Here is a 24,596-nt window from a genome sequence, read left to right as displayed (position 1 = left end):
GGCGCTCGGGATAGAATCCAGGGGTATGCGGTTTCCGGTGCGCGTTCCCATCGAAGTACGCTTTAGCGACCTAGACACCCTCAAACACGTCAACAACGCAGTGTATCTGACCTACGACGAGGTGGCCCGGGGCCACTACCTGCGCCGGGCTGGGGCGGCCATAGACAGCGGCAACTTTGTCATGGCCCGGGCCGAGGTGGATTACATCCGCCCCATCCTGTTTGCCGAGCCGGTGGAAATTGCCATCCGGGTGGAGAAGGTGGGCAACTCGAGCTTCCGCACCCTGAGCGAGACCTGGGCCAGCGGGGAGCTGGCCGCCCGCATCAAGGTGGTGGTGGTCTGGCTCGAGGATGGCAAACCCGCCCGCATTCCCGACTGGCTGCGCCAGGCCATCCGGGCTATGGAGAGCGAACCGGTAGAGGGTTTGTAAAGGCCGAACCCTGGCCGTCCCTACTCCCGCTCCAGGCCAACATCCGCACTCATCAAGAGTTCGACGGCTTTCTCCAGCAGCAGATCGCGCCCTTCGGCCAGGGCGTACCAGTCGTCGGAAAGGTTCAGGGTGGGGGTTACCCGCTCGGGGTAGTAGCTGCCGTCTTTGCGCTGGGCCCTCGAGGTGGTGATCTGCAGACCCGAGCCATCGCTCAGGCGCAGGAAGACCGTGGCGGTGTTGCCCACACCAGCGGTCGGCTGGCCGATGACCGGGGCCTGGCGGCCCTCTTGCAGGTCGAAGGTGAAGTACTCGGCGCACGAGGCGGTGCGCTCGTTCACCAGCACCACCACCGGGCCCGTCCAGTAGGCGGCCTGCACCTCGTACTGTGGGCGTTCCCGGCCTCCCGAGCGAAAGTAGTAGTAGCCATCTTTATAGCCCTGCTCGCTGGCCCGCAGGTTATCCTGCAAGCGGCGGTAGGTCTCCTTCACAAAGGCCCCGGCCCCCACCAGACACTCGCTCAGCACCCCGCCGCCGTTGTTGCGCAGGTCTATGACCATGGCCTGGGCCCCTGCAGCCTGGGCCTGCCGTACCAGCTCATGGATTCGCGGCCCTACCTGCTGGTAGCCGCCAAAGGAAGGGATGCGCAAGACCGCCACCCCATCGGGCCGGAGGCTGAGGGTGGGCAACTGCCGCAGGGAGATAATGCGGGGGAGTACCTCGAGCTCCAGGCGCTGCTGGGCCCGCTGGACGGTCAGTTTGAGGGGGGCTCCCGAGGCCACCCGCTCGCGCAAAAATTCCATGCGCTCGCCTTCGGCCTGGGGCAGCGCCTCGCCGTTGATAGCCAGAATGCGGTCACCCCGGCGCAACCCGGCCTCCTCGGCGGGGGTTTGGGCGCTTACTTCCACCACCAGGAGACCTTCCAGCCCCGAGACCACCTGGAGCTGCACCCCCAGTTGGGGGCGGCTGCTGCTGCTTCCGGCCAGCCGCCTTTGAATCTCGGCGTAGTCTTCGGGGGTGAAGTAGCGGGTGTGCCGGTCGCCATAGTCGGCCACCAGGGCCTGAATAAGCGGATAGGCTTTGTTGCTGGGGCAGCTCACCTCCTGGGCACAGACCTTCTCCAGCTCCCCCTGGTACTTCTGTTTGAGTTCCTGCAGCCTGACCTGGGAAAACCCGCCGTAGTAATCGCCCAGCAAACGGCTTACCTCGTCGAGCAGATCCTGCGCCGGGCTGGCCAGCGCCAGCCCCGCCCACAGCACCCATACAACCCCCCAAAGCCGCCGGCTGTCCATGATTTATTTTTGCGCCAAATTCGCAGGGATGGGTTGCTTGGATTACATCTTGACCCATCAAGGTAGCTTGAAGGTCTCAGGCCCCAGTGTTGGGTTGACCCGGGCCTCTTGCACCGCGACCTCAGCGAACAGATCGCCGTCGGCATACAAGCGGGCCCGGAAAGGAATGCGTATGCCTGAAACCAGGCGCAGGTCGGAGTAGAGCACCGTTAGCTGACCCTGGCTGTTCTGGTAGCGCTCGGCAACAAGCTGATGTTGGGCATTGAAAAGGTAGGTGGTTTGGCTGCCCTGGGTACGCACCACCACCGCTTGCCCGGTCACGTCGCCAAACGTGCGCCTGCCTTCAAGCCGTGCCATTTCACGCCCGTTTCCGCCTAAGCGCAGGCCGTACCAGGTCTGGTAAAGCCCATTACGCAGTTCTTTGGTGAGGGTGGACTCGAGGGCCTTGCGACCCGATATAGCGCTCCAGCTCTGGCCCCCTGCAGGCGATACCTGGAGCACCTGAATCAGGTTAGCGCCATCCCGGTACTCCACCCGTAACCTTTGGGACAAAAAGTCCACATACGAAACCACCGTCAACCGATGCTCGGCTTGCGGCCCGGAAAAAGTGGTGAGGGTGGCAACCTCACGGTAGGTACGTAAGTTTGCCAGGGCCTGTCCCCCGTGAGCCTGGCGCATCTTCTCCAGCACCTGCGCTGCATCGGGGGCTACCTGGGCTAGGGCCAGTGTGCTCATCAACACAAAACCTGCAAGGTACTTCCAGCTCGAGGTCATCTGGCATAGGGTAGCGCAGGATTCTTTGTAGCGGATAAGCCCCGAATAGGACAGGATATAGTATCTCCATGCCGGAAGAAACCAAAACCCCCGACCAGAAGCCCGCGCCGCAAGACCAGCTCTCCATCACCCAACACAGCATCCGAATCGCCGGCAGGGAGCTGCGCTACCGCGTGACCTGCGGAACCATGGTGCTGCGCGAGGAGTCGGAAAAAGAGGGCACCGCCGAAGGGCACAAACCCAGGGCCACGGTTTTTTTTGTGGCCTACACCAAGGACGACACAACTGACCCGGGCCAGCGCCCCATCACCTTCTCGTTCAACGGGGGGCCGGGTTCGTCCTCGGTCTGGCTGCACCTGGGGCTCCTGGGGCCCAAGCGGGTGGAGATGGGCGACGCCGGGGCGCTTACACCACCCCCGTACCGGCTGGTGGACAACGAGCACACCCTGCTCGAGGTGAGCGACCTGGTGTTTATTGACCCGGTGGGCACCGGCTACAGCCGCATGCTCGAGGGCGAGAAAACCAGGGAGTACCACGGCTTCAAGCGCGACCTCGAGAGCGTCGGGGAGTTCATCCGCCTCTACACCCACCGCTACGGGCGCTGGGCCAGCCCCAAGTACCTGATTGGCGAGAGCTACGGCACCACCCGGGCGGCGGGCCTGTCGGGGTACCTGCAAGAGCGGCACGGGATGTACCTGAACGGCATCATGCTGGTGAGCAGCATCCTGGACTTCAGCACCGCCCGCTTCAACCCCGGCAACGACCTGCCGCACATCCTGTTCCTGCCCACCTTTAGCGCCACCGCCTGGTATCACCGCAAACTGCCCAGAGACCTGCAACAAAAGCCGCTCGAGGCCCTCCTCAAAGAAGTGGAGGCCTTCGCCCTGGGCGAGTACACCCTGGCCCTGATGCAGGGCAGCAAGCTACCGGCCACCGAGCAGAAGCGCATCGCCCAGCAGCTCGCACGCTACACCGGCCTCTCGGAGGCGTATGTGCAGGCCTGCAACCTGCGCCTCGAGATCATGCGCTTTACCAAAGAACTCCTGCGCGCCGAACGCAAAACCGTGGGACGGCTGGACAGCCGCTTCACCGGCACCGACCGCGACGCCGCCGGGGCCACCTTTGAGTACGACCCCAGCTACGCCGCCATCCAGGGGCCCTATACCGCTACCCTCAACCAGTACGTGCGGCAGGAGCTGGGCTTCCAGAGCGACCTGCCCTACGAAATTCTGTCCAACCTGTACACCAACTGGAGCTACAAGGAGTTCGAGAACCAGTACCTGAACGTGGCTGAAACCCTGCGCAAGGCCATCTCCATGAACCCTTTTTTACAGGTGTACGTGGGCAGCGGCTACTACGACCTGGCTACGCCTTATTTCGCCACCGACTACACCCTCAACCACCTGAGCCTCGAGCCCCACCTGCAAAAAAACCTCCAGGTGCACTACTACCCCGCCGGCCACATGATGTACGTGCACCTGCCCTCGCTGGCCCAGCAGGCCGCCGACCTGAAGAAGTTCATCCAAAGAACGATCCCAGGCCAGCCCAAGCGCAAAGCGTCCCGCTCAAAAACTTGACCCCTCAACAGGCACTCCCTAGCATGAGCCCATGCGTTTAGGCGTTTTACTCACACCGGGGTTCCTGGAAGCCGAGGCGGCACTGGTGATGGAGGCTGCCCGGCTTTTGGGCTGGGAGCGGTTTACCGTGGCGCGGGGCCGCACCGCGCTCGAGGGCAGCGCCGGTGCGGTCTGGACACCCAAGTACACCTTTGTGGCACGCCCCGAGCTGGACGTGCTGGTGATACCCGGCGGCCCCAACATGCGCAAGCTGGGGCGCGACCTCGAGCACCAGGACTGGCTCAACGAGGTGTGGGGCAGCCTGCGGGCGGTGTTCGCCGGGGCCAACGGCGCTTTGCTGCTGTGGGAGGCCGGCCATGTTTCGGGCCAGGTGGCCGCCCACCCCATCGCCGCAGAGGCGCTGGCGGGAACTGCTCTAGAACGCAGCAAAGCACCCCATCACTGGCAGGGCAAGGTCTGCACCACCCAGGGCTACCTGGCCCTGGCCAGGGCCGTGCTGGACTGGGCCGGCTTTGCCGAGGAGGCCAGGGCCCACCTTGGCCTAGTCGGTTGAGAGTGCCCTGGGTTGTTCGGCCATCCATGTAATCCTGCGGAGCGACATAAAGCAAGACTGCTCTTGCCAGACCGGCGATCTCGACCATTGCCAGCAGAGCGACCGGCACGTAGCTCTCATCGGTTAGCACATCGGCGGGCTGTTTAGGCGGGTTTTGGGTATCGAGGCCAAATTGCAACATCAACAACACCGCTGCCAGCCCGACAGCACCGCCACCATCAGCACCCCCTCGAGACTGCTTTTACCGGGCCGGGCTTGGGGCTTTGGCCTTCCCTGGGGTAGAATGTTCGCTTGTGTGCAGGCCGGAGGGCCTGACCAGAGGAAACCCATGGCATCGCTCGGAGTCGGAATCGTCGGTCTTCCCAATGTGGGCAAATCCACGCTGTTTAACGCCATCACCAAAGCGGGCGCTCTTGCGGCCAACTACCCCTTTGCCACCATTGACAAGAACGTGGGGGTGGTCACCCTGCCCGACCCCCGCCTGAACGCCTTGCAAAAGCTCTTTATCAAGGGCGAGCGGGTGCCGCCCATCGTGCCTACCCACGTGGAGTTTGTGGACATCGCCGGTCTGGTCAAGGGCGCGCACAAAGGCGAGGGGCTGGGCAACCAGTTCCTGGCCAACATCCGCGAGGTGGCGGCCATCGCCCACGTGGTGCGCTGCTTCGAAGACCCCAACGTGGTGCACGTGGCGGGTAAGGTAGACCCCCTGGACGACCTCGAGACCATCAACACCGAGCTGGCCCTGGCCGACCTCCAGACCATCGAGAAACGCCTGGACAAACTGCGCAAAAGCGCCAAAAGCGACAAGGACGACAAAGCCCTCCTGGAGACGCTCGAGCCCCTTATGGCGCACCTCTCCCAGGGCCAGCCCATCCGCACCTACACCGGGGCCGACCCCGAGCTGCTGGCCCGGGCGGCCCGCGAACTTGGCCTGCTCACCTACAAGCCGGTAATTTACGTATGCAACGTGGCCGAGGAAGACCTGCCGGAGGGCGCTCAGAACCCCCACGTGCAAAAAGTGCGCGAAGTGGCCGAGCGGGAGGGGGCCGAGGTGGTAGTGGTCTCGGCCAAGATCGAGGCCGAGCTGGCCGAACTCTCCGAGGAGGAGGCCCAGGAGTACCTGCGCGCTCTGGGCCTGGAGGAGTCGGGGCTCAACCGGCTGGTGCGCACCGCCTACCACACCCTGGGCCTGCAAACCTTCTTCACCGCCGGCGAAAAGGAGGTGCGGGCCTGGACCATCCGCAAAGGCACCAAGGCCCCCCAGGCCGCCGGCGAGATCCACTCCGACCTCGAGCGCGGCTTCATCCGGGCCGAGGTCATCGAGTGGCACAGGCTGGTGGAGGCCGGCGGCTGGGCCAGCGCCAAGGAAAAGGGCTGGGTGCGCACCGAAGGCAAGGATTACGTGGTGCAGGACGGCGACGTGGTGCTGATCCTGTTTAACGTTTAGCCTCAGTCGGCCAGGGCTGCCAGCTGAAAAGTCTGGCTCAGACGGGCCTCGTCGGTCAGGTCGAGGCGCAGAGGGGTTAGGGCGATAAAGTTGTGGCCCACCGCCCAGCGGTCGGTGCCCTCCTCGGGCTCGTGGTCGGGGTGGGCCACAAACCAGAAGTGCGCCCGGCCCATGGGGTCGGTGCCGGGCACAATCCGGCCCTCGTACCGCCGCACCGACTGCCGGGCCCAGAGAATACCTTTGGGTTTGGGCGGCAGGTTGACGTTGATCAGGAAGGGTCTGGGCTCGCGTAGGAGGGCCTCGAGCACCCTGCCCACCCACGGCTTCAGCAGATCAAACTCGGGCTCCCGGCCATTCATGAGGGCGCTAAAGGCAATGGCCGGAATCCCTAGCAAAGCCGCCTGCTTGGCCGCCGCCACCGTGCCGGAGTGCCAGATCTCGTGGCCCAGGTTGGAACCCAGGTTGATGCCGGAGAGCACCAGGTCCACCTTGTCCCAGTGGTGCGTACCCAGCACCACGCAGTCGGCGGGCGTACCGTTGACACGGTAGGCCTCGAGGCCCCCCATGGGCGTGGCGCGGTAGTGCAGGGGTCGGGTTATGGTAATGGCCTGGCCCATGGCCGACTGCTCCACATCGGGCGCCACCACCCGCACCTCCCCAAAGGCCGCAGCCACCTCGGCCAGCGCCAGCAGGCCGGGGCTGTAGATACCGTCGTCGTTGGTAACCAGGATTCGCATCATCTACCTCACCAAATCTGAGCTTGGTTTGCGTCGGTCAAGCAAATGTCAGGGGGCGTACCAACAACACCTGACAAAGCCGGTTTAATGTCAGGGCAAAGCATGGTTAGCGTGCTCATTCCCACCTACAACCGCCCCCAACTGCTGCTGCGGGCGCTGCGCTCACTCCAGCTCCAGCTCTACCCCGACTGGGAGGCTGTGGTGGTGGACGATGGCGACGGGGCAGGCCTCCTGGCCGCCCACAGCCTGCGCGACCCCCGGATCGTCGGGGTGCGCAACCAGGGCCAGGGCCAGGTCGAGGCCCGAAATACCGGGCTGGCCCACGCCTCCGGCGAGGTTATCGCCCTGCTGGACGACGACGACTGGTGGCTCGACCCCACCCACCTGCACCGGGTGGTGCGCGCCCTGCGGACGCAGGCCGGCCTGGTCTACCGGGGCGGCTATTTAGTGCAGGAGCGCGATGGCCTGGAACTGGAGCGCATCCCCTTCGACTTCAAGGCCAGCCCCCAGTCGCTCCGAAGCGACAACCTCCTGCTGGCTACCGGCGTGGCCTATCCCCGCTTCTTTCACGACCAACTGGGGCTGTTCGACCCGGAGATGTCGGACTACTGGGACTGGGACTGGTATCTGCGGGTGGTCTCGGCGGGCTACCCCCTCGTTCAGTTGCCGGGTCGGGGCGTGGCAGTCGCCATGCACGGGGCCAACATGTCGTACGCAGCTCGAGTCCAGGAGCGCCAGAAAAACCTCGATAAACTCTGTGCTAAACACGGCTTAGCTGGAATAACCCTCAAAGACCATCGAGTAATCGCGGGCACAACCCAAGCTGCCCTCACCTGAGGGCTCTGCAAGCAGGTGGTGCTTTATCCATCACCCACTTGCAGACTCGGTATCAGCCCAGCCGCTGCCCATCCCGCTTTCCTCCCCAGCGCCGCTCCTGCCCGCTAGGGGTCAGGATAAAGCTGTTGCGGTCGTCCAAAACCTGGGCCTGCAAAATCTCCAGCACCTTGCGCTTGGCGCGGGCGTCCAGGATGGGGAAAAACAGCTCATAGCGGCGGTCGAGGTTGCGCGGCATGGCGTCGGCGCTACCGGCCCAGACCCGCCACTTACCCTTGTTTTTGAAAGCGGCCACGCGGGCATGTTCCAAAAAGCGCCCTATCAGACTCTTGACCTCCAGCCCTTCCCAGAGGGTGGTAATGGTGCTGCGAATAATCAGATGCACCCTAGCTCCACGGTTAAGCGCCTCCTCCAGAGCCTGGAGAACGGCCGGGTCGGTGAGGTGGTTGAACTTCAGGATGATCTCGCCCTTCTTGTGGGCCTCGGCCTGGATGCTTTCTACAAGCAGGTCGCGGATGCTGGAGCCCGTGCGCAAGGTAGACAGCACCGGGGCTTGCTGCTGCTCGAGGGCCGAGAAAAAGGCCCACACGTCCGCGGTTAGCTCGGGCTGGGCGGTAAAGAGTGAAAGGTCGGTGTAGAGTCGCCCGTTGATGGGGTTGTAGTTGCCGGTGCCCAGGTGCACATAGGCCTGCCCGGCCCGGCGCACATAGAGGGCTTTGGCATGCACCTTTTTGCTGGGCAGGGGCAGCACCCGCACCCCCGCCCCGGCGAAGCGCAGGCTCCACTCGAGGTTGGCCAGCTCGTCGAAGCGGGCCCGGCCCTCCAGGAGCACCGCCACATCCTTCCCGGCCCGGGCCGCCTGAATGAGCGACTGAGCGATGCCGTTCTCCTCGCCAATGCGGTACAGGGTGGCCCGCACGGCCTCCACCTTGGGGTCCTGGGCGGCCATCTGCGCAAAGGCCTCTACCGCGCCGTAGTCCTCGAAGGGGTGGTACAGCAGCAGGTCGCGGCGGTTCAGGTAGGTAAAGGGATCTTTGGCAAAGCCTTTGGGTTTTTCAATGGTAATGGGTTTGAACTTCTCGCTAGCCGGGCCTCGCGCAACGATGGTGCTCACAAAGCTCAGGTCGAGGGGCGGGGCGATGCGGAAGACCTCCCAGGGCTCGAGTCCCAGGGCCACCCGGAGGGTCTCGGCCCATAAGGGGGGGAAGTCTTCCTCGAGCTCGAGGTGGCTCACCTGCCCGTCCAGGCGGGCCTCGAGGGCCTCGGGTAGTTCGTCCCAGTCGGCGCGGGAGCGGGCCAGCTGGGCCAAGCGGATCAGGCGAAACTCATAAAGCGGCAGCTTCTGGTTGACGGGCAGAAACAGGTCGCTGCGCATACGCACCAGCGCACCCAGGCGCACGAAGCCCCCCTCGCGTCCGGGTACTTCCAGCAGCCGGGGCACGCTCTCGGGCAGCCGGATCAGGTGCTGGAGCAACCCTTCACCCGACGCAAAGTACAGGGCCTGGCTGGCCAGCTCAGGGATGGCCTCGGGCCGGATCACATCGGTGAGCGGGGCCACTTCCTCGGCCAGGTAGGCCCCGAAATACTGCTTTTCGGCCTTGGTGAGCTGGGAGGGCTCGAGGATGTGGATACCAAGCCCAGCCAGATCCTTGAGGAACTCGAGGTACAGCCGACCGGCCTCTTCAGCCTGATCCAGGGCCTCCTTCATCAATTCCCGATAGCCCGAAGTTCCCCGCTCCTCGGCAAAAGCCCGTGAAATCCGGGCGGAGAAAAACTCGTCGAGGTTCGAGGCCCATATCCCCAGAAAACGCAGCCGCTCCAGCAGCGGAAAATCGGGCCGCCGGGTCTGCTCCAAAACCCGCCGGTTGAAGGAAAGCCAGCTCGCTTCCTGGCTTATCTGGGTTGCCACATAGCGAGGGGCTTTAGGCTTTTGGGGCATCGCCTCCAAGTCTGGGCGGGCCGTGTCAGGAAATTGCAATGCTTGCTTTTTGATCTTAGATTTTTTCACCCTGGCCTGAGTTTATCGTTCGATGGGAGAGAAGAGAAGCGCGGAGTCAGACAACCCAAACTCGGTTGCCGTCCACTTCATCAGCGCGGAATGATGCCCTCTTGACCTGGCCGCATTACACCGCATACATGGCCCTACCCTTGACAGAACTTGAGCCGATAACGCTTAGCCTCTACGATGGGGCGGTGCAACGGCTGGGCATCGTAGACCTGGGTTCGGGAACCGCGCGGCTGGTGGTATATGCCTACGAGCCGGGTAGGCATTTTCGGCTGATAGACGAGATACGGGAGACTGTGCGGCTGGGCGAGGGGCTGGCCACCCAGGGCCGCCTGAGCGAGAGCGGGATTCAGCGGGCTTTGTCGGCCCTCAAGCTCTACGCCGACTTTGCCCAGGCCACCGACCTCGACGAGCTGAGGGTGATTGCCACCAGCGCCAGCCGCGACGCGGAAAACGGCCCGGAGTTCTTGCGTGAAGTGCGCAGGTTGGGGCTCCAGGTGCAGGTGCTTTCCGGCGAGGACGAGGCCCGCTACGGGGTGCTGGCGGTGGCCAACTCCTTCAACTTTCAGGACGCCTGGGTGATGGATCTGGGCGGGGGCAGCGCCCAGCTCTCGCTGATGGAGGGGCGGGCTTACCGTGAAGGACGGGCTTATCCCCTGGGTGCGGTGCGCCTGACCGAGATGTTTCTGGGGTCGAACCCGCCCAAGAAGGGGGAGATCGAAGACCTCGAGCGTTTTGTACGCAAAGAGATGAAGGAGGTGCTGGCCCAGGTGCGCCAGAACCCCCTGCCGCTGGTGGCCATGGGCGGCACGGTACGCAACCTGGCCAAGCTAGCCCAGCGGCGCATGGACTACCCCCTCGACCTGGTGCACGGCTACTTTCTGACCCGCGAGGCGCTCGAGGAGGTGGTGGCCCTGCTGGCCCAGCGCACCCTCGAGCAGCGGCGGCAGCTCGAGGGCCTCCAGTCCGACCGCGCCGACGTGATTGTGGCCGGTGGGCTGGTCTACCGCACGGTGCTGCGGGAAGCCGGTCTGGATGGCCTGTGGATATCGGGGCAGGGGGTACGGGAGGGCGCTTTCTACCGCGAATTTCTACCCACCCCCCATCTGCTGGGCGACGTGCGGGGGTTTTACATACGCAACCTGTTTGCCCACTACCCCCAAGAATACGGTCATACCGCCAGGGTTCGCCATTTTTGTCGCTTGCTGTTCCGCCTTTTGGAGCCGCTACACGGCTATGGTAAGGCCGAGGAGCAGCTCCTGGACGAGGCTGCCCTGCTGCACGATATTGGCATGAGCGTGGGCTACTACGACCACCACAAGCACGGCGAGTACCTGGTGATGAGCGCGGCCATTCCCGGCCTCACCCATCGCGAGCAGGTTTTGCTGGGCCTGCTGGTACGCTACCACCGCAAGGGCGAACCCCGGCCTGGGGCCTACAAATCGGTGTTGCAGGATGGCGACCACAAGCGCCTGTTGCGGCTGGCCACCCTCCTGCGCATCAGCGAATACCTCGAGCGCAGCCGGGTGGGCCGGGTGGAGGGCCTGGAGGTGGAAATCGGTAGCAAGCAGGTGCGCCTAACCCTTCTGGCCCAGGAAGAACCCTGGGTAGAACTGACCGAGACCCGCAAGCAAGCCAGGCTATTCCAGCAGGCCTTTGGACGCGAGCTACTGGTAGAATGGGGGCCTCGAGGTTAGCCGTGGAGCTTTACCTGATACGCCATGCCATCGCGCTCGAGGCCGCGCCCGGCCAGTCCGACGACGCCCGCCCACTCTCGGAGGAAGGCATCCAGAAGTTTAGCGAGGTGGTTCGGGGGCTAAAACGCCTGGGGGTTCGGCTCGACCGGCTCTACCACAGCCCCAAGCTACGGGCCGTGCAAACCGCCGAACTGCTGGTGCCGCTGCTGGAAGGTGAGACCGAGGTCACCCCCTACCTGGCCGCCGAGCCTAGCATGGAACTACTCCAGACCCTTCAGGGGTCGTCGGTGGCCCTGGTAGGGCACGAGCCCTGGATTAGCAAGCTGTGCGCCTGGCTTCTCACCGCCCGCCGGGAAGGCCAGGCTTTCCCCTTCAAAAAAGGTGGGGTGGCCCTGCTGGAAGGCCCGCCCAAACCCGGCCAGATGAAGCTGCTGGGGTTCTGGGCTCCCCGGCTATTGCGCCGGCTGGGGCAGTGAGTGATACCGTTTCCGCTTGAATCCTTCACCGCCATGCGCAGCCAGAGGTGAAGGATTCAAGCCGACCGAAGGGAGTAGAAACTTTATCGCTCGAGCCTAAAGGGGGTCTTCTGGCCGGCCAGGGCAATTTCCCGGGCCTCCTGGGGAACCCAGGAGAGCCCCAGTACGGCCTTATAGGCGCGCAGGGCCTTATCGCGCTGGCCCACCCAGTCGGCGAGCTGCCCATACCGGGCCAGGGCGTAACCCGGCAGGTAGGCTGGGTGCTGAAAGTCGGTGTGGACAAGCTCTTCCAGCAGTTGATAGGCATCCTGCGGCTGGCCCGCCGCCAGGTAGATCTGGGCCGCGCAGTACAGGGCCTCGGGGCCTTCCACCTCCTGTAGTTGTTGCAATAGAACCCCCCAGTCGTCCGACTCGTTCAGTTGCCAGGCCCGATCCAGCACGCTGCGCTGGCGTTCTAGCTCGGTAGGGGTGTGGGTGCTCGGCAGCACAACCCGCTCTGCTGGAAGAGCCAGGAGCAGCCAGGGATACTCGAGCACGTCCACCAGCACAGCCAGGGAACCCTCTTGAGAAGCCAGGCGCAGGGCTACCTGGGCCATGCGCTCCCGCCGAAAGCCGGTGGCCGGCCCTTCACCAAATACCTGCACATAGCCCTGGTGGTAGGCCCGCAACGCCTCTAACACCGATTCCTGGGCAAAATCCTCCGGGGTGCGGGGGTTCGTCAGCACCCATTTGAGGTTGTCCTCGAGGGGCTGTACCTGGCTCAAAATCTGCTGCCCTTTGGGATACTGGCCCAGGGCTTCCTTGAACCGCTCGGCCTCGAGCTTGAGGTGGGCCTGGTAGTCCAGCGCCTCCACGGGTATGCCTGCACTTTCGGCCCAGGGCAAAACGTGGAACAATGGAAGCTCGTTCTGGTCGCGCCAGCTCTGCGCCGCCAGCTCTTCAGGGCCATACGAGGCCAGGAAAATCTTCTCGGGCTGGTATGCCCGAATCAGTTCAAGCACCGTCACCCCGTTGTAGCGGGGGTGCAGCATGTGAAAGGGGCCCAGCGTAGGAATGACCAAGACCGACACGCCCGATATTCTAGACCTCAAAGACCGCAATTACCGTTTGGCAATGCTCAATGGTTGGTTTGTGCTCTTGGGCGACGCTTTCTTCAACGGCTCCATCGTGCTGGCCTCTTTTGCCGCCAAGCTGGGCGCAGCCAACTGGGTCATTGGCCTGATGCCGGCCCTGCTCAACGCCGGCTCCATGGTGCCGCAGGTCTTCGTCGCCCCCTATGTGGCCCGGCTGCCGGTCAAGGTTGCGCTCTACCGCCGGATGGCCTTGCTTCGGGTAGCCAGCCTGGGCATCGTGGCCCTGGGCGGGTTTTTCCTGGGCCAGCGCCCCGACCTGCTCCTGTGGGTGTTTGTGGTAGGCCTGGCCCTCAACGGGTTTTTTACCGGGTTCTCGAGCCTGCCTTTCTGGGAAACCATCGGCAAAACCATTCCCATGGAGCGCCGGAGCGCGCTGTTCTCGGTTCGCAACCTGGTAGGGGGGTTGCTGGCCTTTGGGGCCGGTTTCCTGGTGCGCCTTATCCTCGATCTGCCCCTGCCTTTTCCCTACCCCTATGCCATCCTCTTTACGCTGGGCACCCTGGCTTTTGCCTACGGCTGGCACCTCTTCGGCCTGATTGACGAACCCCCCGACAAAGAAACCCACAGCGAGCGCATCTCCCTCGGTCTGCCGTTTCGCGACTTTTACTTCCGGCGATTCTTGAGGGTGCGCGTGTTGCTGGCGATTGCCAGCATGGTCGAGCCTTTCTTCGCTGCGTACGCTGTGCGGGTGCTGGGCCACAAGGGCGAAATTGGAACCTACCTGATGGTCTACACCCTTTCCTCGGTGCTTTCCAACCTGCTGTGGGTGCAGGTCTCGAGGCGCTATGGCTCACGCAGCCTGATCCTGATTGGTGCGGCACTGGGCGCAGTAACCCCCATCCTGGCCTTGCTGCTGCCCCACACAGCCTTCTGGGTGGTCTTCGCGCTCCAGGGTGCCTATCTCTCCTCCATCGGGGTGGGCACCGCCACCTACCTGGTGAACCTGGCCCCTACCGATGCGCGCAGTTCGTACATTGGCCTCTCCAACACCATCGTGGGCTTGCTGGCCTTCTCGCCAGTGCTGGGGGGCTTGCTGGCCGACCGCGTGGGGTATGTGGGGCCCATGGTGGTGGCTTCCATCTGCTATGCCTGGGCCCTGTACGCAGGCCGGCGTCTGAAGCTGCTCGAACGCGTTTGATAGCCCAAACTTGGATAAACGCCCGCATTGGCATATGATTTGCGGGATCGCAATGGAAGCCCCAAAAGGTATTCCCGTTCAGTTCCGCTACCTCCTGTGGGGGCAAACCAGCGTCACCTTTGGCGCAGTGATACTGGAAGTGGCGCTGCCCCTCCTGGCCGCCATCACCCTGAACGCCAGCCCAAGTCAGATGGGCCTGCTGGCCACACTGCAAACCCTGCCCTGGCTGGTAATCACTTTGTTCGCCGGGGTGTGGATAGATCAGGGCTCTCCCAAACGAATCATGGCCTGGGCCAACTACGGGCGGGGCCTCTTGTTGCTCACCATCCCCCTGGCCGGGTGGCTGGGCTGGCTCAGCATTGAGTGGTTGTGGGTGGTGGCCTTCGCCTACGGAATGCTACGGGTATTCTTCGACCTCTCGGTAAGTGCCTTTGTGCCAAGCATCGCCGGGCGCGAGCATCTGATAGCAGCCAACAGCCAGCTCGAGAGCAGCCGACAGGTTGCCACGGTGGCCGGGCCGGGGGTGGCCGGCCTGCTGGTTCAAGCCATTGGGGCTCCCCTCACGGTTCTGCTCAACGCTTTCTTGTACTGGGTCTCGGCTTTGTTGATTCAGCGCATCCCCAGCAGCGAGTCGCAGCAGGTGCGCAGCCCTAAGCTCCTGCTGAGCGAGGTGGGCGAAGGTCTGCGCCTGGTCTTTTCGGACGGTTACCTTCGCGCCCTGGTGCTCTCGAGCGCCACCTTCAACCTGCACATCGGCATGTTGGCCGGCCTTCAGATTCTGTTTCTCAGCCGGGTGCTGGAAATACCGCCGGCCTGGATTGGCGTCATTTTTGGTGTGGTGGGGCTGGGTGCGCTGGTCGGCGCTCTAACTGCTGCGCGGTTCACCAATTGGCTGGGCATGGGAGGGATTGTCATTCGCATGCAACTAATTTCCTCCCTGACCGGGGTGGCCTTCGCACTGGTTCAGGCCCCACCCATCGTGGCAGCCTTTCTGGTCAGCCTCATCTTGTTTATAAAAGCCGTCTCTACGGTAGTGCGCAATGTCAATGTGGTCAGCATTCGCCAGGCCCGAACCCCCCGCCATCTGCTGGGGCGGGTGGGTGGTACCAGCCAGTTCGTGGGTATTGGGCTGGGATCGCTGGGGGGTATTCTGGGCGGACTGCTGGCCGAGTGGTTGGGCATCCGCCAAGCCACCTTGATTGCCGGGCTCATCGCTATATTTTCTTTTACCTGGCTCTACTTTTCTCCTATCCGCGGCTTGAAGGGGCTGCCGGATGCTCTAGAGACTTAACGCGCTTTCGCCCGTGGAAAAGAGACCCCACGGCTAGAACCAACAATGCTGGGGAGCCCTTCAGGCCGGGGTCAGGCGATGGTTGTACAGAGTCCCTTGGGTTAACTCAAAAACCCAGCAGACGTAACGTCCACCGGGTAAAAAATTGCCTCTCGAGATGGGACAATTTAGTCGTTCCAGATGAGGATTCGGGCGGTCACCTTTTTCATGCTTTTCCTCTTGGCGTAACGATATCTCATCAAGTTATGGTTGTAAACCCATTGACAAAATGTCAAGATTGTGCTCACCAAAGATATTGCACGAAGTTTTTACTCGGTACAATATTTCAAAACGCGCCCGAAGCTCAAAGAATCCCGTTGTCTGCCCGTTTATGTTGAGTAGCTTCGTTCTTAAATTTATACTCAGTAAATATCTTCACGCAACCAGGAACCATTAAGTTTTTGGGTTCGAGACTGCGTTTGCTTCAGTGTGTTTGATCAACACATTTGACGCTTCCCCTTTACAGACGTACACTTCTACACAAGATGAGGTCTCGGCCTACTACCAGACCTGGGGAGAGCTTCTAGCCGCAAGGCAGCTGAGGTTCTCCCGGCTCGTAGTTGAAGGGCCGGGGTTTTTTTTGAGGTGATTATGGTAGTGCTTCCCGATGGACGAAAACTGGAACTTCAATCCGGCGCCACCGCTGCTGACGCCGCGAAAGCCATTGGCCCCGGTCTGGCCAAAGCTGCCATTGGCGCTATTGTTAATGGAGAGCTGTACGACCTACTCAAGCCCTTACCGCCCGAGGCCGAACTGCGGATTCTGACCGAAAAAGATCCCGAGTACGCCCGGCTTTTCCGCCACACCCTGGCCCACGTGATGGCCCAGGCGGTACGGGAGCTATACACCGAACGGGGTTACAGACCTGAAGAGGTCAAGCTGGCGATTGGCCCGGTGATTGAAAACGGCTTCTATTACGACATTGACGCTCCCGAGCCCATTCGCGAGGAGGATCTACCAATCATCGAGGAGAAAATGCGTCGGATTGTGGCCGCCGATCTGCCCCTCGAGCGCTTTGTACTTCCACGCGAGGAAGCCCTCAAGCGATATGCTGGCGTGGATCCCTACAAGACCGAGCTCATCCAAGATCTGCCTGAGTCCGAAGAGCTGAGCTTTTACAGGCAGGGCGACGATACATATGGCTTCACCGACCTATGCCGGGGCCCGCACGTGCCCAGCACGGGCCGCATTCCACCCCACTTCAAACTCACCGGCATTGCCGGGGCCTACTGGCGCGGCGACTCGAGCCGCCCCATGCTCCAGCGCATCTATGGTATTGCCTTCCGCACCAAGGAAGAGCTCGAGCACTACCTCTGGCAGCAGGAGGAAGCCAAGCGCCGCGACCACCGCAGGCTCGGTGCCGAACTCGATCTGTTTACCATCAGCGAGGAAGTCGGCAAGGGTCTGCCGCTTTGGCTGCCTCGAGGCGCTTTTATTCGCAAGCAGATGGAAGACTACATGTACAAAAAGGAGCAGGAGCACGGCTACCACTATGTGTATACGCCGCACATTGCCAACGCCCGGCTTTACTACACCTCGGGCCACCTGCCCTACTACAAAGACGACATGTACGCCCCCATCGAAATTGAGGGAGAAGAGTACTACCTCAAGCCCATGAACTGTCCACACCACCACATGATTTACAAGGCCCGGCCCAAGAGCTACCGCGACCTGCCGCTCAGGCTGGCCGAGTTCGGCACGGTCTACCGCTTCGAGCTTTCGGGCACCCTCTCGGGCCTAACGCGGGCGCGGGGCTTCACCCAGAACGACGCGCATATTTACTGCTCGAGGGCCCAGGTCACCGAGGAGTTTATCCGGGTCATTCAGCTTTTTGACGAGGTCTACAAGGACTTCGGCATCTCGGACTACTGGTTCCGCCTCTCCCTGCCCGACTTCGAAAACAACCCCGAAAAGTTTGGCGAGGAAAACGACAACTGGCGCGACTCCATCAAGGCCATCCGGGCGGCCCTGGAAGAGACCGGGGCCAAGTATGTGGAGGGCATCGGTGAGGCCACCTTCTACGGCCCCAAGCTCGACGTGCAAATCAGGAGCGTGCTGGGCAAGGAGGACACCATCGCCACCAACCAGCTCGACTTTATCGTGCCCGAGCGCTTTGGCCTCGAGTTCACCAACGAAAAAGGCGAAAAAGAAACCCCGGTGGTGATCCACCGCGCCATCATGGGTAGCTTCGACCGCTTCTTTGCGTTTTACCTGGAGCACACCGCCGGCGACTTTCCGCTGTGGCTCTCCCCCATCCAGGCCGTGATTGTGCCAATTGCCGACCGGCATCTGGAGTATGCCCAGAAAGTAGCCGCCGAGATGCGCAAAAACAAGCTCCGCGTGGAGATTGACGACCGCAGCGAACGCATGAACGCCAAAATCCGCGACGCCGAGCTGCAAAAAATCCCCCTGATTCTGGTGGTAGGCGACAAAGAAGCCGAGGCTGGCGCGGTTAATGTGCGCGAGCGGCACGTAAAGGAGCAGCGGACGCTGGCAATAGCAGCCCTAATAGACGAGATGAAGCAGCGGGTTGAAGCCCGCAAATAAGGCAAGAATCTCCAGGGCAGAATTGCTTATAGCCCTGGAGATTCTTTTGGATTTGGGCAGACAATTCCCCTGCGTGGGGATTAGTGCTCAGTTCGCCACTACTGCACTTTCAGGGTGATGGTAGCTAGCGGCGGCTCGGTCTCGGGCGTGCCCGTCGGGCGCACCTCGTAGGTGATCTCGCCGGGGCCGGGGTCGGAGAGGTAGCTCCAGCCACAAGCAGCGCTGAGGGGTAGGTCTTTACGCCCAATCACCCGATCGCCGCGCTTGATCAGAACGGTATAGCTGCTGGCCGAGCCCACCCCCCCAAAGCGGAAGGGTCTCGAGACCACCCCCCCGGCCTGAAGGTTCGAGAGGGAAAAGTCCAGGCTGCAGGCAGCGCCGGCCTGGGCCTCCGGCACCTGCAAGGTGATGCGGGCCCCGGAGCTGGCCCCTTCGGCCCGCACCTCGTAGACCCGCGTTCCGCTGGGAGGGGGCGGCACATTCAGGCTCCACTGGCCGTTGGCATCGGCGGTGACCCGGCCCAGGCTGGCACCGTCCTCGAAGATTTCCACCATCTGGCCGGGCGGGGCCACACCCTGGAGGGCGAAGCCCGAGGCCGAAACCGAGGCCCCATCCGCAGGCCCCGTAAAAGCGGGTTCTGCTGGAAGCGTGGCGGTCACGCGGACACTGGCCCCGGACATCTGCCCGGGGCGACGAGCCTCGTAGGTGTGTGCACCGGCGGTCAGGGCCGGGAGCGCGAAGCTCCAGCGCCCGTCGGGGCCCACCGTCACGGTTCCCAGGGCCGCGCCGTTGTCGAAGAGCTCGAGGGTCTCCCCCGGCCTGCCCGTCCCCTGTAGGGTATGGCTACCCAGTGCCAGGGTCGAACCATCCGCAGGTGCACTGATGGTTACAGCCGCTGCCGCCGGGGGCAGGCCCGCGCTGAAAGCTCGCAGGCCCAGTCCAGGCAGAACCGAGAGCAGTCCCAGCAGGGCCATGGCTCCCACTAACATTCCCAGCGCAGGCAAGCCCGTCTGGGCCGCAGGGGCCATCAGAGCCTGGGTGAGTCCCATTGGGGCCGCCGAAACCGGAATGCCGGGAGCTTCCGAGCCACCAAACTGGGCCAAGGCTGCCTCGGCTTCACGATCCTCGGCTTCCTGCGCGGGCGTGGGCTGGCTGAAAATCAGGAAGAAGACCCGGAGGTAGTAGTAAGCGCCAATGGCCGAGGTGATGAGGGCCAGCACCACCAGTCCGTAGAAACCGGCCCGGGCCGCCTCCTGGAAAACCAGGTACTTGGCCCAGAACCCAGCCAGCGGAGGCAGCCCCAGCACCGAAAGAATGCCCAGGCCAAGGGCGCCGCCCAGCAAGGGCTTGCGGTACCACAGGCCCCGCAGGCGCTCGAGCGGCACTTCTTGGTTCGAGATCATCGAAAGCACCGCAAAGATCAGGCCGGTGGCCAGGCCATAGGTGAGCAGATAGAACGGGATGGTGGCCTGCCCGGTAGGGCCCAGCAGTCCCAACCCGATATAGCCGGCGTTGGCAATGGAGGAGTAAGCGAAAAGCCGCTTAGCTTCGGTTTGGGCAAGGGCCCCCAGGTTCCCAAACAGGGTGCTGAGAGCAATCAGCGCGGCCATCCCGATACCCCAGACTTCCAGGCCCTCGGGGGTGAAGATGCGCAACATGGCCGCGAAGGCCGCCGCCTTGACCGCCGTAGCCATGAAGAGGGTGACCACCGTGGGGCTGCCCTGGTAGACATCGGGCGACCACCACTGGAAGGGCACCATGGCAGTCTTGAAGGCAAAGGCTGCCATAATCAGGAGCAGTCCGGCAATGTAAAGCGGCCCCGAGCCGGTCGCACCCACCATGAAGCTGCCGGTTGCCCCGAAGTACAGGGCGATGCCATAGAGGAAGATGGCCGCCCCCAGCGCCCCCAGCAGGAAGTATTTCAAACCTGCCTCAAAACCTTTCTCGTCGCGCTGCCAGGTCGCAAGAACGTAGAGTGGCAGCGAGAACACCTCGAGCGCGATGACCAGCACCACCAGGTTGGGGCTGCTGGCCATGATGTGCATACCTGCCACCGCAAAAAGCACCAGCAGTGGGAACTCGAACTTCCTGGCAGGCCCCAGCAACAGCGTCCATACCCCCCCCAGAACAGCCACCAGGGTCAGGCCCCGGGCCAGGGTATCGAAGCGGTAGAGGCCCCCAAAGGCCTCCACGGTCTGGCCCCAGTCCACCACACAAAACAAGCCCGCCAGCACCAGGGCAGCTACCGTCACGATGCGGTTGGCCTCGCGGGAGATCAGGAAGGCCAGCAGCGACAGTACGGTCGCAAAGCCAACCAGAATATACAAAGTCAGCATTCCACACCTCCCTCGTTCACAGGGGAGCCACATCCTTCATACATCATCGTTCTACCCGCTCTCCTGTTCCAATCTCGAGGGCAGTTCACGACGCACCTCCGAACAGTGCTGCAATAGTCTTGCCCAGGGGCTCGAGGTAGGCCGTAAATAGCTTGGGATACAGCCCCATCAACAGCAGCACCCCCACCGTAACGGCCGCAAAACCCCACTCGCGGGAATCCATATCCGGCACGGCCTGGGCCTGCGGGGTTTCCTGGAAGAGCTTCTGAAAGGCCGTGAGTGCGTAGGCCGCCGCGGCAATCACCGCCAGGAATGCCAGGAAGGTCAGCCAGGGCGAGACCTGGTAGGCCCCCAGCAACACCATCAGCTCACCGGGGAAGCCCGAGAGCCCCGGTAGCCCGATCATGGCCATCAGCAAGAACATCCCCAGCACATAGAGCGCCGGGGTGTGCTTGGCCAGGCCACGCACCGGGAGAACGTCCAGGCTGCCGGTGCGCTTGTATACCAGGCCCACAAACAGGAACATGGCCGAGCCATACACCATCGAGGCTCCCAGCAGGTACAGCGCACCCACCGTGCCTTCCATGTTGCCGCTAAAGAGTCCCAGGGCCGCAACGCCCATGTGCGAAACCCCGGCATAGGCCAGCAGGGTTTTCCAGTCAGGCGCGCTGAAGGCCAGCCAGGCAGCGTACAAAGCCCCAAAAGCAGCCAGAAAGAGCAGCAAGCCCTGCCACTCTTTGAAACCCTCGGGCATCAGGGGAATGGCCCACTTGAACAGGGCAAAGACGCCCACCTTGTACAGGGTGCCCATGGCGTCGGCCAGGCCGGAGGGGTGGTTTTGTTGGTGGAAACTGGGCAGCCAGGCGTGCAGCGGGAAGAGCGGCGTTTTGACGGCCAGGGCAACCAAAAAGCCCAGGAACGCCAGGGCCGCGGCCTGCCCGGTCAGGGGATGGGCCACCAGGTCAGTGTAGAGGAAGCTTTCGGCCCCGCCCAGGTAGCGCACCGCAAAGATGGAGGCCAGCATGGGCAGCGAGCCCACCAGCGTAAACAGGGCAAAGATGTAGATGGCCCTCAAGCGGTCGGGCCCCCCGTAAAACCACAGCATCAAGAGCGCTGGGATCAGCGTGGCCTCAAAGAAGGCGTAGAAGAACACCAGATCCTGGGCCGCAAAAATGCCCAGCAAACCGGTCTGCATCATCAGGGCCAGGGCCAGGAAGCGCACAGGTACGTCGGCAACCCAGACGCCCAGGAGCACCACCAGGCTCACCGCAATCCACAAAAGCAAACCAGCCCCATCCAGCCCCACTGCATAGTAGACGCCCACCTCGGGCAGGAAGGGGGTCTGGCTGGCGTACGCCACCCCCTGGCCCCCGTAGCCGGCAAACAGCACCACCGCAATCGCCAGGCTCACCGCCGCCGAGATGACGGCGAAGGTACGGCCCAGGCTCGGCACGATAAAGAGCAACAAACCCGCCAGGAGGGGTAACCACAGTCCTAGATGAATCATCGCAACACCCCCCAGCCCACCAGGAGCACCAGGGCGACCACCAGCCCGGCCAGGTAAAAGCGCAAAGCCCCGGTCTCGAGCTTCGCCAATAGGCTTCCCAGTCCCCCCATCAGGTTGCCCAAGCCAGCAAAACCTGCCAGAAGAACCTTATCCGCCTCAAATAAAAGCTCCGCCAACCCTTTGGCCGGACTCACCAACAGGGTGTTGTATAGAGCATCAACATAGAACCCTTGCAAGGCCGCCGCCTGGAAGCGCTCGTACCAGGCTGGCATCTTCTGCTGGAAGAAGCGGAAGCCCCACCACAAAGCAGCGATCGCCACCACCGCCGAGGTGAGGATGAGCACCCACTCGGTGAGCACCGGCAGTTTTTCGTGGGGGAACTCCCCAATGGCTTTGGTCAGGAAGGGTTCGATAAAGTTCTTGTAATCAATCACGTACGGCAATCCCATAAAGCCCACACCAATGGCACCACCCATCAGAACGTGGTTGGGCCAGAGCATCACCGCCGGGCTTTCGTGGGGGTGTTCTTTGCCCCGGTACTCGCCCCAGAAAACCAGCACATACCAGCGAATCGAGTAGAGCGCGGCCAGCACCGAGGCCAGCAGCATCAGGAACCACAGCCAGGGGCCATACTCGAAGGAGTAGGCCAGGATGGCGTCCTTCGACCAGAAGCCTGCCAGCGGCACCAGACCACCCGAGGCAAAGGTGGCAATCAGACCGTGCAGATGGGTAGCGGGCAGATACTTGCGCATACCGCCCATCTTGCGCACGTCCTGCTCGCCCCCCAGGGCGTGAATCACCGAGCCCGAGGTCATGAACATCAGGGCTTTGAAGAAAGCATGGGTCACGATGTGGAAGATGGCCACCCAGTAGGCCCCTACCCCCACCGCCACGAACATGAAGCCGAGCTGCGAGAGGGTCGTGTAGGCCACGATGCGCTTGATGTCCCACTGGCCCAGCGAGCACAGCGCCCCGTAAAAGGCCGTTAGGAGACCAATGACTACAATCAGGCCCGACAGGAAGCTATCGCCGTGCAGGATAAAGGCGTGCCTCACCAGCAGATAAACCCCCGCCGTGACCATGGTGGCCGCGTGAATCAGGGCCGAGACCGGCGTGGGGCCTGCCATGGCGTCGGGCAGCCAGACCATCAGGGGCACCTGGGCACTCTTGCCGATAGCCCCCACCAGCAGGAAGAAGCCAGCCAGAGTCAGGGTGGTAAAGCTATACCCCCCAGCCTCCACCTTCTCGACCAGCTCGCTGATCGAAAGGGTGCCGAACATGCTCCAGAGCAGGCCCATGGCCAGCAAAAAGCCCAGGTCACCGATGCGGTTGACGATGAAGGCTTTGCGGGCTGAGTCGGCGTTGAGGCGCTCGTGGTACCAGAAGCCGATCAGCAGGTACGAGGCCAGTCCCACCCCCTCCCAGCCGATAAAGACCACCGGTAGGCTATCGCCCAGGATGAGCACCAGCATGGCCGCAATGAACAGGTTGAAGTAGCTGAAGAAGCGGCTGTAACCAGGGTCGCCGTGCATGTAGCCGATGGCCCATACGTGGATTAAGAAACCCACCCCGGCCACCACCATCAGCATCACGCCCGAGAGGTTGTCGAGGTTGAGGCTGAAGGGGATGCCCGGTAGCCAGTCCGGGAGCGCCCAGCGGGCCCCACCCTGCAACAGCAAGACCAGGCCCAAAAGGAAGCTGCCCAGCACCAGCAAGGAGGCCAGCCAGCCCGCTGCCGGCTCGCCAATTCGCTTACCAAAGAGTCCCAGAAGCACGAACCCCAGGAGGGGCAGTGCGATAATCAGGGGTAGAAGAAAGGTCTCTTGCACGGTTTACCCCCTCAGTTGCCTGAGCTCGTCAACGCCAGTGGTCTCGCGGCGACGGAAGATGGCCACAATCAGACCGAGGCCTACCGCTACCTCGGCGGCGGCAATGGCGATGATGAAGAGCACCACCACCTGGGCATCCAGGCTACCCAGGAGCTTGGAGAAGCTGATGAGCGCGAGCGCAGCGGCGTTGAGCATCAGTTCGATGGACAAAAACATCAGGATGGCGGTGCGCCGGGTCAAGGCACCGTAAGCGCCAATCGAAAACAGCAGGGCCGAAGCCACGAGCCAGATCATCGCTTGACCACCGCCTTCTCGTCGTTTTGCTGCCCGACGGTAGGGCTGGGCTTTTGATCCTGCCGGGGATGGGCCGGGTGGCTGGTCGCCGAAACAATCCGCTCCGGCTCGATGAGCACCACCGCTGCCACCGTAGCCACCAACAGCAAGAAGCCCACGGCCAGCAGGGCGTAGAGCCATTTCTCCGGGTCGTAGAGCAGGGGCCCCAGGGCCTGGGGCAGGCCACCCCCCAGGGCCGGTACATCGGCGGGCGGCTGAAAGCGGGTTACGGTATAGGTGAGTACGCCGGCCAGACCCAGAGCCCCGAGCGCAGCCACCCAGGAGAGCCGGGGCAGCAGATCCTGGCCCACGTTGGCGCTGGCCGCCGAGAGCAGCATGATAACGAACAAAAAGAGCACCACGATGGCCCCGGCGTAGACGATAATCTGGATCATGGCCACAAAGCGGGCCTCGAGCGCCACGTACACACCGGCCACCACCAGGAAGTTGGCAATCAGCGCCAGGGCTGCGTGAACCGCGTTTTGTAGCCGCACCACGGCCAGGCCACTACCGACCAGGAGCAGTAGCGCAAGAATTTCCCATAATCCGATACTCATTGATTCCTCCAGAGAGCTAGGGATGGGCAGGAACCTTCAGGGTCGCACATAATCCGAGCGATTTTAC

Annotated in this window: 20 protein-coding genes; 10 read left to right on the top strand and 10 right to left on the bottom strand. The window is 62.8% G+C overall.

All coding sequences use genetic code 11. From position 1 onward, the window contains the following. Positions 1-25: 25 nt before the first annotated feature. Complete coding sequence (locus Q0X18_RS05005; protein WP_297559324.1) at positions 26-430, top strand: thioesterase family protein; 405 nt, start codon at positions 26-28, stop codon at positions 428-430. 20 nt (positions 431-450) lie between these two features. Here the strand turns inward: Q0X18_RS05005 and Q0X18_RS05000 are convergent, their stop codons facing one another. Together Q0X18_RS05000 and Q0X18_RS04995 are read right to left on the bottom strand one after the other, a co-directional pair. Then, positions 451-1,719, bottom strand: a complete 1,269-nt coding sequence (locus tag Q0X18_RS05000) for a S41 family peptidase (RefSeq protein WP_297559322.1) — start codon at positions 1,717-1,719, stop codon at positions 451-453. A 57-nt stretch (positions 1,720-1,776) separates the two neighbouring features. Continuing rightward, a complete protein-coding gene (locus Q0X18_RS04995) occupies positions 1,777-2,493 on the bottom strand; it encodes a hypothetical protein (RefSeq protein WP_297559320.1) in 717 nt (238 codons plus the stop codon). A 68-nt stretch (positions 2,494-2,561) separates the two neighbouring features. Between Q0X18_RS04995 and Q0X18_RS04990 the strand changes: the two genes are divergently transcribed. From Q0X18_RS04990 to ychF, 3 genes are all read left to right on the top strand, one after another. Next, positions 2,562-4,070, top strand: coding sequence for a S10 family peptidase (locus tag Q0X18_RS04990; RefSeq protein WP_297559318.1), 1,509 nt, complete (start codon positions 2,562-2,564; stop codon positions 4,068-4,070). 31 nt (positions 4,071-4,101) lie between these two features. Then, a complete protein-coding gene (locus Q0X18_RS04985; protein WP_297559316.1) occupies positions 4,102-4,623 on the top strand; it encodes a DJ-1/PfpI family protein in 522 nt (173 codons plus the stop codon). Positions 4,624-4,951: 328 nt separating this feature from the next. Next, on the top strand, positions 4,952-6,070 hold the full coding sequence (ychF, locus tag Q0X18_RS04980; protein WP_297559314.1) for a redox-regulated ATPase YchF: 1,119 nt from the start codon (positions 4,952-4,954) through the stop codon (positions 6,068-6,070). Positions 6,071-6,072: 2 nt separating this feature from the next. Here the strand turns inward: ychF and surE are convergent, their stop codons facing one another. Further along, on the bottom strand, positions 6,073-6,807 hold the full coding sequence (gene surE / locus Q0X18_RS04975) for a 5'/3'-nucleotidase SurE (protein ID WP_297563004.1): 735 nt from the start codon (positions 6,805-6,807) through the stop codon (positions 6,073-6,075). Between the two features lie 102 nt (positions 6,808-6,909). Between surE and Q0X18_RS04970 the strand changes: the two genes are divergently transcribed. Further along, the gene (locus Q0X18_RS04970) at positions 6,910-7,644 is read left to right on the top strand and encodes a glycosyltransferase (RefSeq protein ID WP_297559312.1); all 735 of its coding nucleotides are present in this window, start codon (positions 6,910-6,912) and stop codon (positions 7,642-7,644) included. A gap of 52 nt (positions 7,645-7,696) precedes the next feature. On the opposite strand, the gene Q0X18_RS04965 is transcribed toward Q0X18_RS04970, so the two are convergent. Next, positions 7,697-9,580 (bottom strand): polyphosphate kinase, encoded by a 1,884-nt coding sequence (locus Q0X18_RS04965; protein WP_297559310.1) that lies wholly within the window; start codon positions 9,578-9,580, stop codon positions 7,697-7,699. A 197-nt stretch (positions 9,581-9,777) separates the two neighbouring features. Between Q0X18_RS04965 and Q0X18_RS04960 the strand changes: the two genes are divergently transcribed. Further along, the gene (locus tag Q0X18_RS04960) at positions 9,778-11,343 is read left to right on the top strand and encodes a Ppx/GppA phosphatase family protein (RefSeq protein ID WP_297559308.1); all 1,566 of its coding nucleotides are present in this window, start codon (positions 9,778-9,780) and stop codon (positions 11,341-11,343) included. Positions 11,344-11,345: 2 nt separating this feature from the next. Beyond that, positions 11,346-11,819, top strand: a complete 474-nt coding sequence (gene sixA, locus Q0X18_RS04955) for a phosphohistidine phosphatase SixA (RefSeq protein ID WP_297559306.1) — start codon at positions 11,346-11,348, stop codon at positions 11,817-11,819. A gap of 83 nt (positions 11,820-11,902) precedes the next feature. Here sixA and Q0X18_RS04950 read toward each other — a convergent pair whose 3' ends face one another. Beyond that, positions 11,903-12,847: a hypothetical protein gene (locus Q0X18_RS04950; protein WP_297563002.1), complete on the bottom strand. Its 945-nt coding sequence runs from the start codon at positions 12,845-12,847 to the stop codon at positions 11,903-11,905. A gap of 25 nt (positions 12,848-12,872) precedes the next feature. On the opposite strand from Q0X18_RS04950, the gene Q0X18_RS04945 reads away from it, so the two are divergent. From Q0X18_RS04945 to thrS, 3 genes are all read left to right on the top strand, one after another. Then, on the top strand, positions 12,873-14,090 hold the full coding sequence (locus Q0X18_RS04945) for an MFS transporter (RefSeq protein WP_297559304.1): 1,218 nt from the start codon (positions 12,873-12,875) through the stop codon (positions 14,088-14,090). A gap of 52 nt (positions 14,091-14,142) precedes the next feature. After that, positions 14,143-15,381, top strand: a complete 1,239-nt coding sequence (locus Q0X18_RS04940; protein WP_297559302.1) for an MFS transporter — start codon at positions 14,143-14,145, stop codon at positions 15,379-15,381. Between the two features lie 627 nt (positions 15,382-16,008). After that, positions 16,009-17,967 (top strand): threonine--tRNA ligase, encoded by a 1,959-nt coding sequence (thrS, locus tag Q0X18_RS04935; protein WP_297563000.1) that lies wholly within the window; start codon positions 16,009-16,011, stop codon positions 17,965-17,967. Between the two features lie 98 nt (positions 17,968-18,065). On the opposite strand, the gene Q0X18_RS04930 is transcribed toward thrS, so the two are convergent. The 5 genes from Q0X18_RS04930 to Q0X18_RS04910 all read right to left on the bottom strand — a co-directional run bounded on the left by Q0X18_RS04930 (position 18,066) and on the right by Q0X18_RS04910 (position 24,523). Beyond that, a complete protein-coding gene (locus tag Q0X18_RS04930) occupies positions 18,066-20,303 on the bottom strand; it encodes a proton-conducting transporter membrane subunit (RefSeq protein WP_297559300.1) in 2,238 nt (745 codons plus the stop codon). An 85-nt stretch (positions 20,304-20,388) separates the two neighbouring features. Further along, positions 20,389-21,810, bottom strand: a complete 1,422-nt coding sequence (locus tag Q0X18_RS04925) for a NuoM family protein (RefSeq protein WP_297559298.1) — start codon at positions 21,808-21,810, stop codon at positions 20,389-20,391. Further along, complete coding sequence (gene nuoL, locus Q0X18_RS04920; RefSeq protein WP_297559296.1) at positions 21,807-23,639, bottom strand: NADH-quinone oxidoreductase subunit L; 1,833 nt, start codon at positions 23,637-23,639, stop codon at positions 21,807-21,809. Before nuoL ends, Q0X18_RS04925 begins: the two co-directional genes overlap by 4 nt. A gap of 3 nt (positions 23,640-23,642) precedes the next feature. After that, the gene (gene nuoK, locus Q0X18_RS04915; RefSeq protein WP_297559293.1) at positions 23,643-23,933 is read right to left on the bottom strand and encodes an NADH-quinone oxidoreductase subunit NuoK; all 291 of its coding nucleotides are present in this window, start codon (positions 23,931-23,933) and stop codon (positions 23,643-23,645) included. Beyond that, positions 23,930-24,523 (bottom strand): NADH-quinone oxidoreductase subunit J, encoded by a 594-nt coding sequence (locus Q0X18_RS04910; protein WP_297562998.1) that lies wholly within the window; start codon positions 24,521-24,523, stop codon positions 23,930-23,932. The genes nuoK and Q0X18_RS04910 overlap by 4 nt, the downstream gene beginning before the upstream one ends. Positions 24,524-24,596 lie beyond the last annotated feature (73 nt).

This window comes from Meiothermus sp., assembly GCF_026004075.1.
Classification (GTDB): Bacteria; Deinococcota; Deinococci; order Deinococcales; family Thermaceae; genus Meiothermus.
The sequence above is the reverse complement of the archived record's forward strand: the minus strand, read 5'-3'. Positions and strand labels throughout refer to the sequence as shown.

What these genes read in the sequence shown, in the direction of transcription:
- Q0X18_RS04925 (WP_297559298.1), bottom strand. Translation starts at nt 21,810, where the DNA reads ATGATTCATCTAGGACTGTGGTTACCCCTCCTGGCGGGTTTGTTGCTC.
- Q0X18_RS04995 (WP_297559320.1), bottom strand. Translation starts at nt 2,493, where the DNA reads ATGACCTCGAGCTGGAAGTACCTTGCAGGTTTTGTGTTGATGAGCACA.
- Q0X18_RS04985 (WP_297559316.1), top strand. Translation starts at nt 4,102, where the DNA reads ATGCGTTTAGGCGTTTTACTCACACCGGGGTTCCTGGAAGCCGAGGCG.
- surE (WP_297563004.1), bottom strand. Translation starts at nt 6,807, where the DNA reads ATGCGAATCCTGGTTACCAACGACGACGGTATCTACAGCCCCGGCCTG.
- Q0X18_RS04970 (WP_297559312.1), top strand. Translation starts at nt 6,910, where the DNA reads ATGGTTAGCGTGCTCATTCCCACCTACAACCGCCCCCAACTGCTGCTG.
- Q0X18_RS04945 (WP_297559304.1), top strand. Translation starts at nt 12,873, where the DNA reads ATGACCAAGACCGACACGCCCGATATTCTAGACCTCAAAGACCGCAAT.
- ychF (WP_297559314.1), top strand. Translation starts at nt 4,952, where the DNA reads ATGGCATCGCTCGGAGTCGGAATCGTCGGTCTTCCCAATGTGGGCAAA.
- Q0X18_RS04940 (WP_297559302.1), top strand. Translation starts at nt 14,143, where the DNA reads ATGGAAGCCCCAAAAGGTATTCCCGTTCAGTTCCGCTACCTCCTGTGG.
- Q0X18_RS04930 (WP_297559300.1), bottom strand. Translation starts at nt 20,303, where the DNA reads ATGCTGACTTTGTATATTCTGGTTGGCTTTGCGACCGTACTGTCGCTG.
- Q0X18_RS05000 (WP_297559322.1), bottom strand. Translation starts at nt 1,719, where the DNA reads ATGGACAGCCGGCGGCTTTGGGGGGTTGTATGGGTGCTGTGGGCGGGG.
- Q0X18_RS05005 (WP_297559324.1), top strand. Translation starts at nt 26, where the DNA reads ATGCGGTTTCCGGTGCGCGTTCCCATCGAAGTACGCTTTAGCGACCTA.
- Q0X18_RS04990 (WP_297559318.1), top strand. Translation starts at nt 2,562, where the DNA reads ATGCCGGAAGAAACCAAAACCCCCGACCAGAAGCCCGCGCCGCAAGAC.
- Q0X18_RS04960 (WP_297559308.1), top strand. Translation starts at nt 9,778, where the DNA reads ATGGCCCTACCCTTGACAGAACTTGAGCCGATAACGCTTAGCCTCTAC.
- Q0X18_RS04965 (WP_297559310.1), bottom strand. Translation starts at nt 9,580, where the DNA reads ATGCCCCAAAAGCCTAAAGCCCCTCGCTATGTGGCAACCCAGATAAGC.
- nuoK (WP_297559293.1), bottom strand. Translation starts at nt 23,933, where the DNA reads ATGATCTGGCTCGTGGCTTCGGCCCTGCTGTTTTCGATTGGCGCTTAC.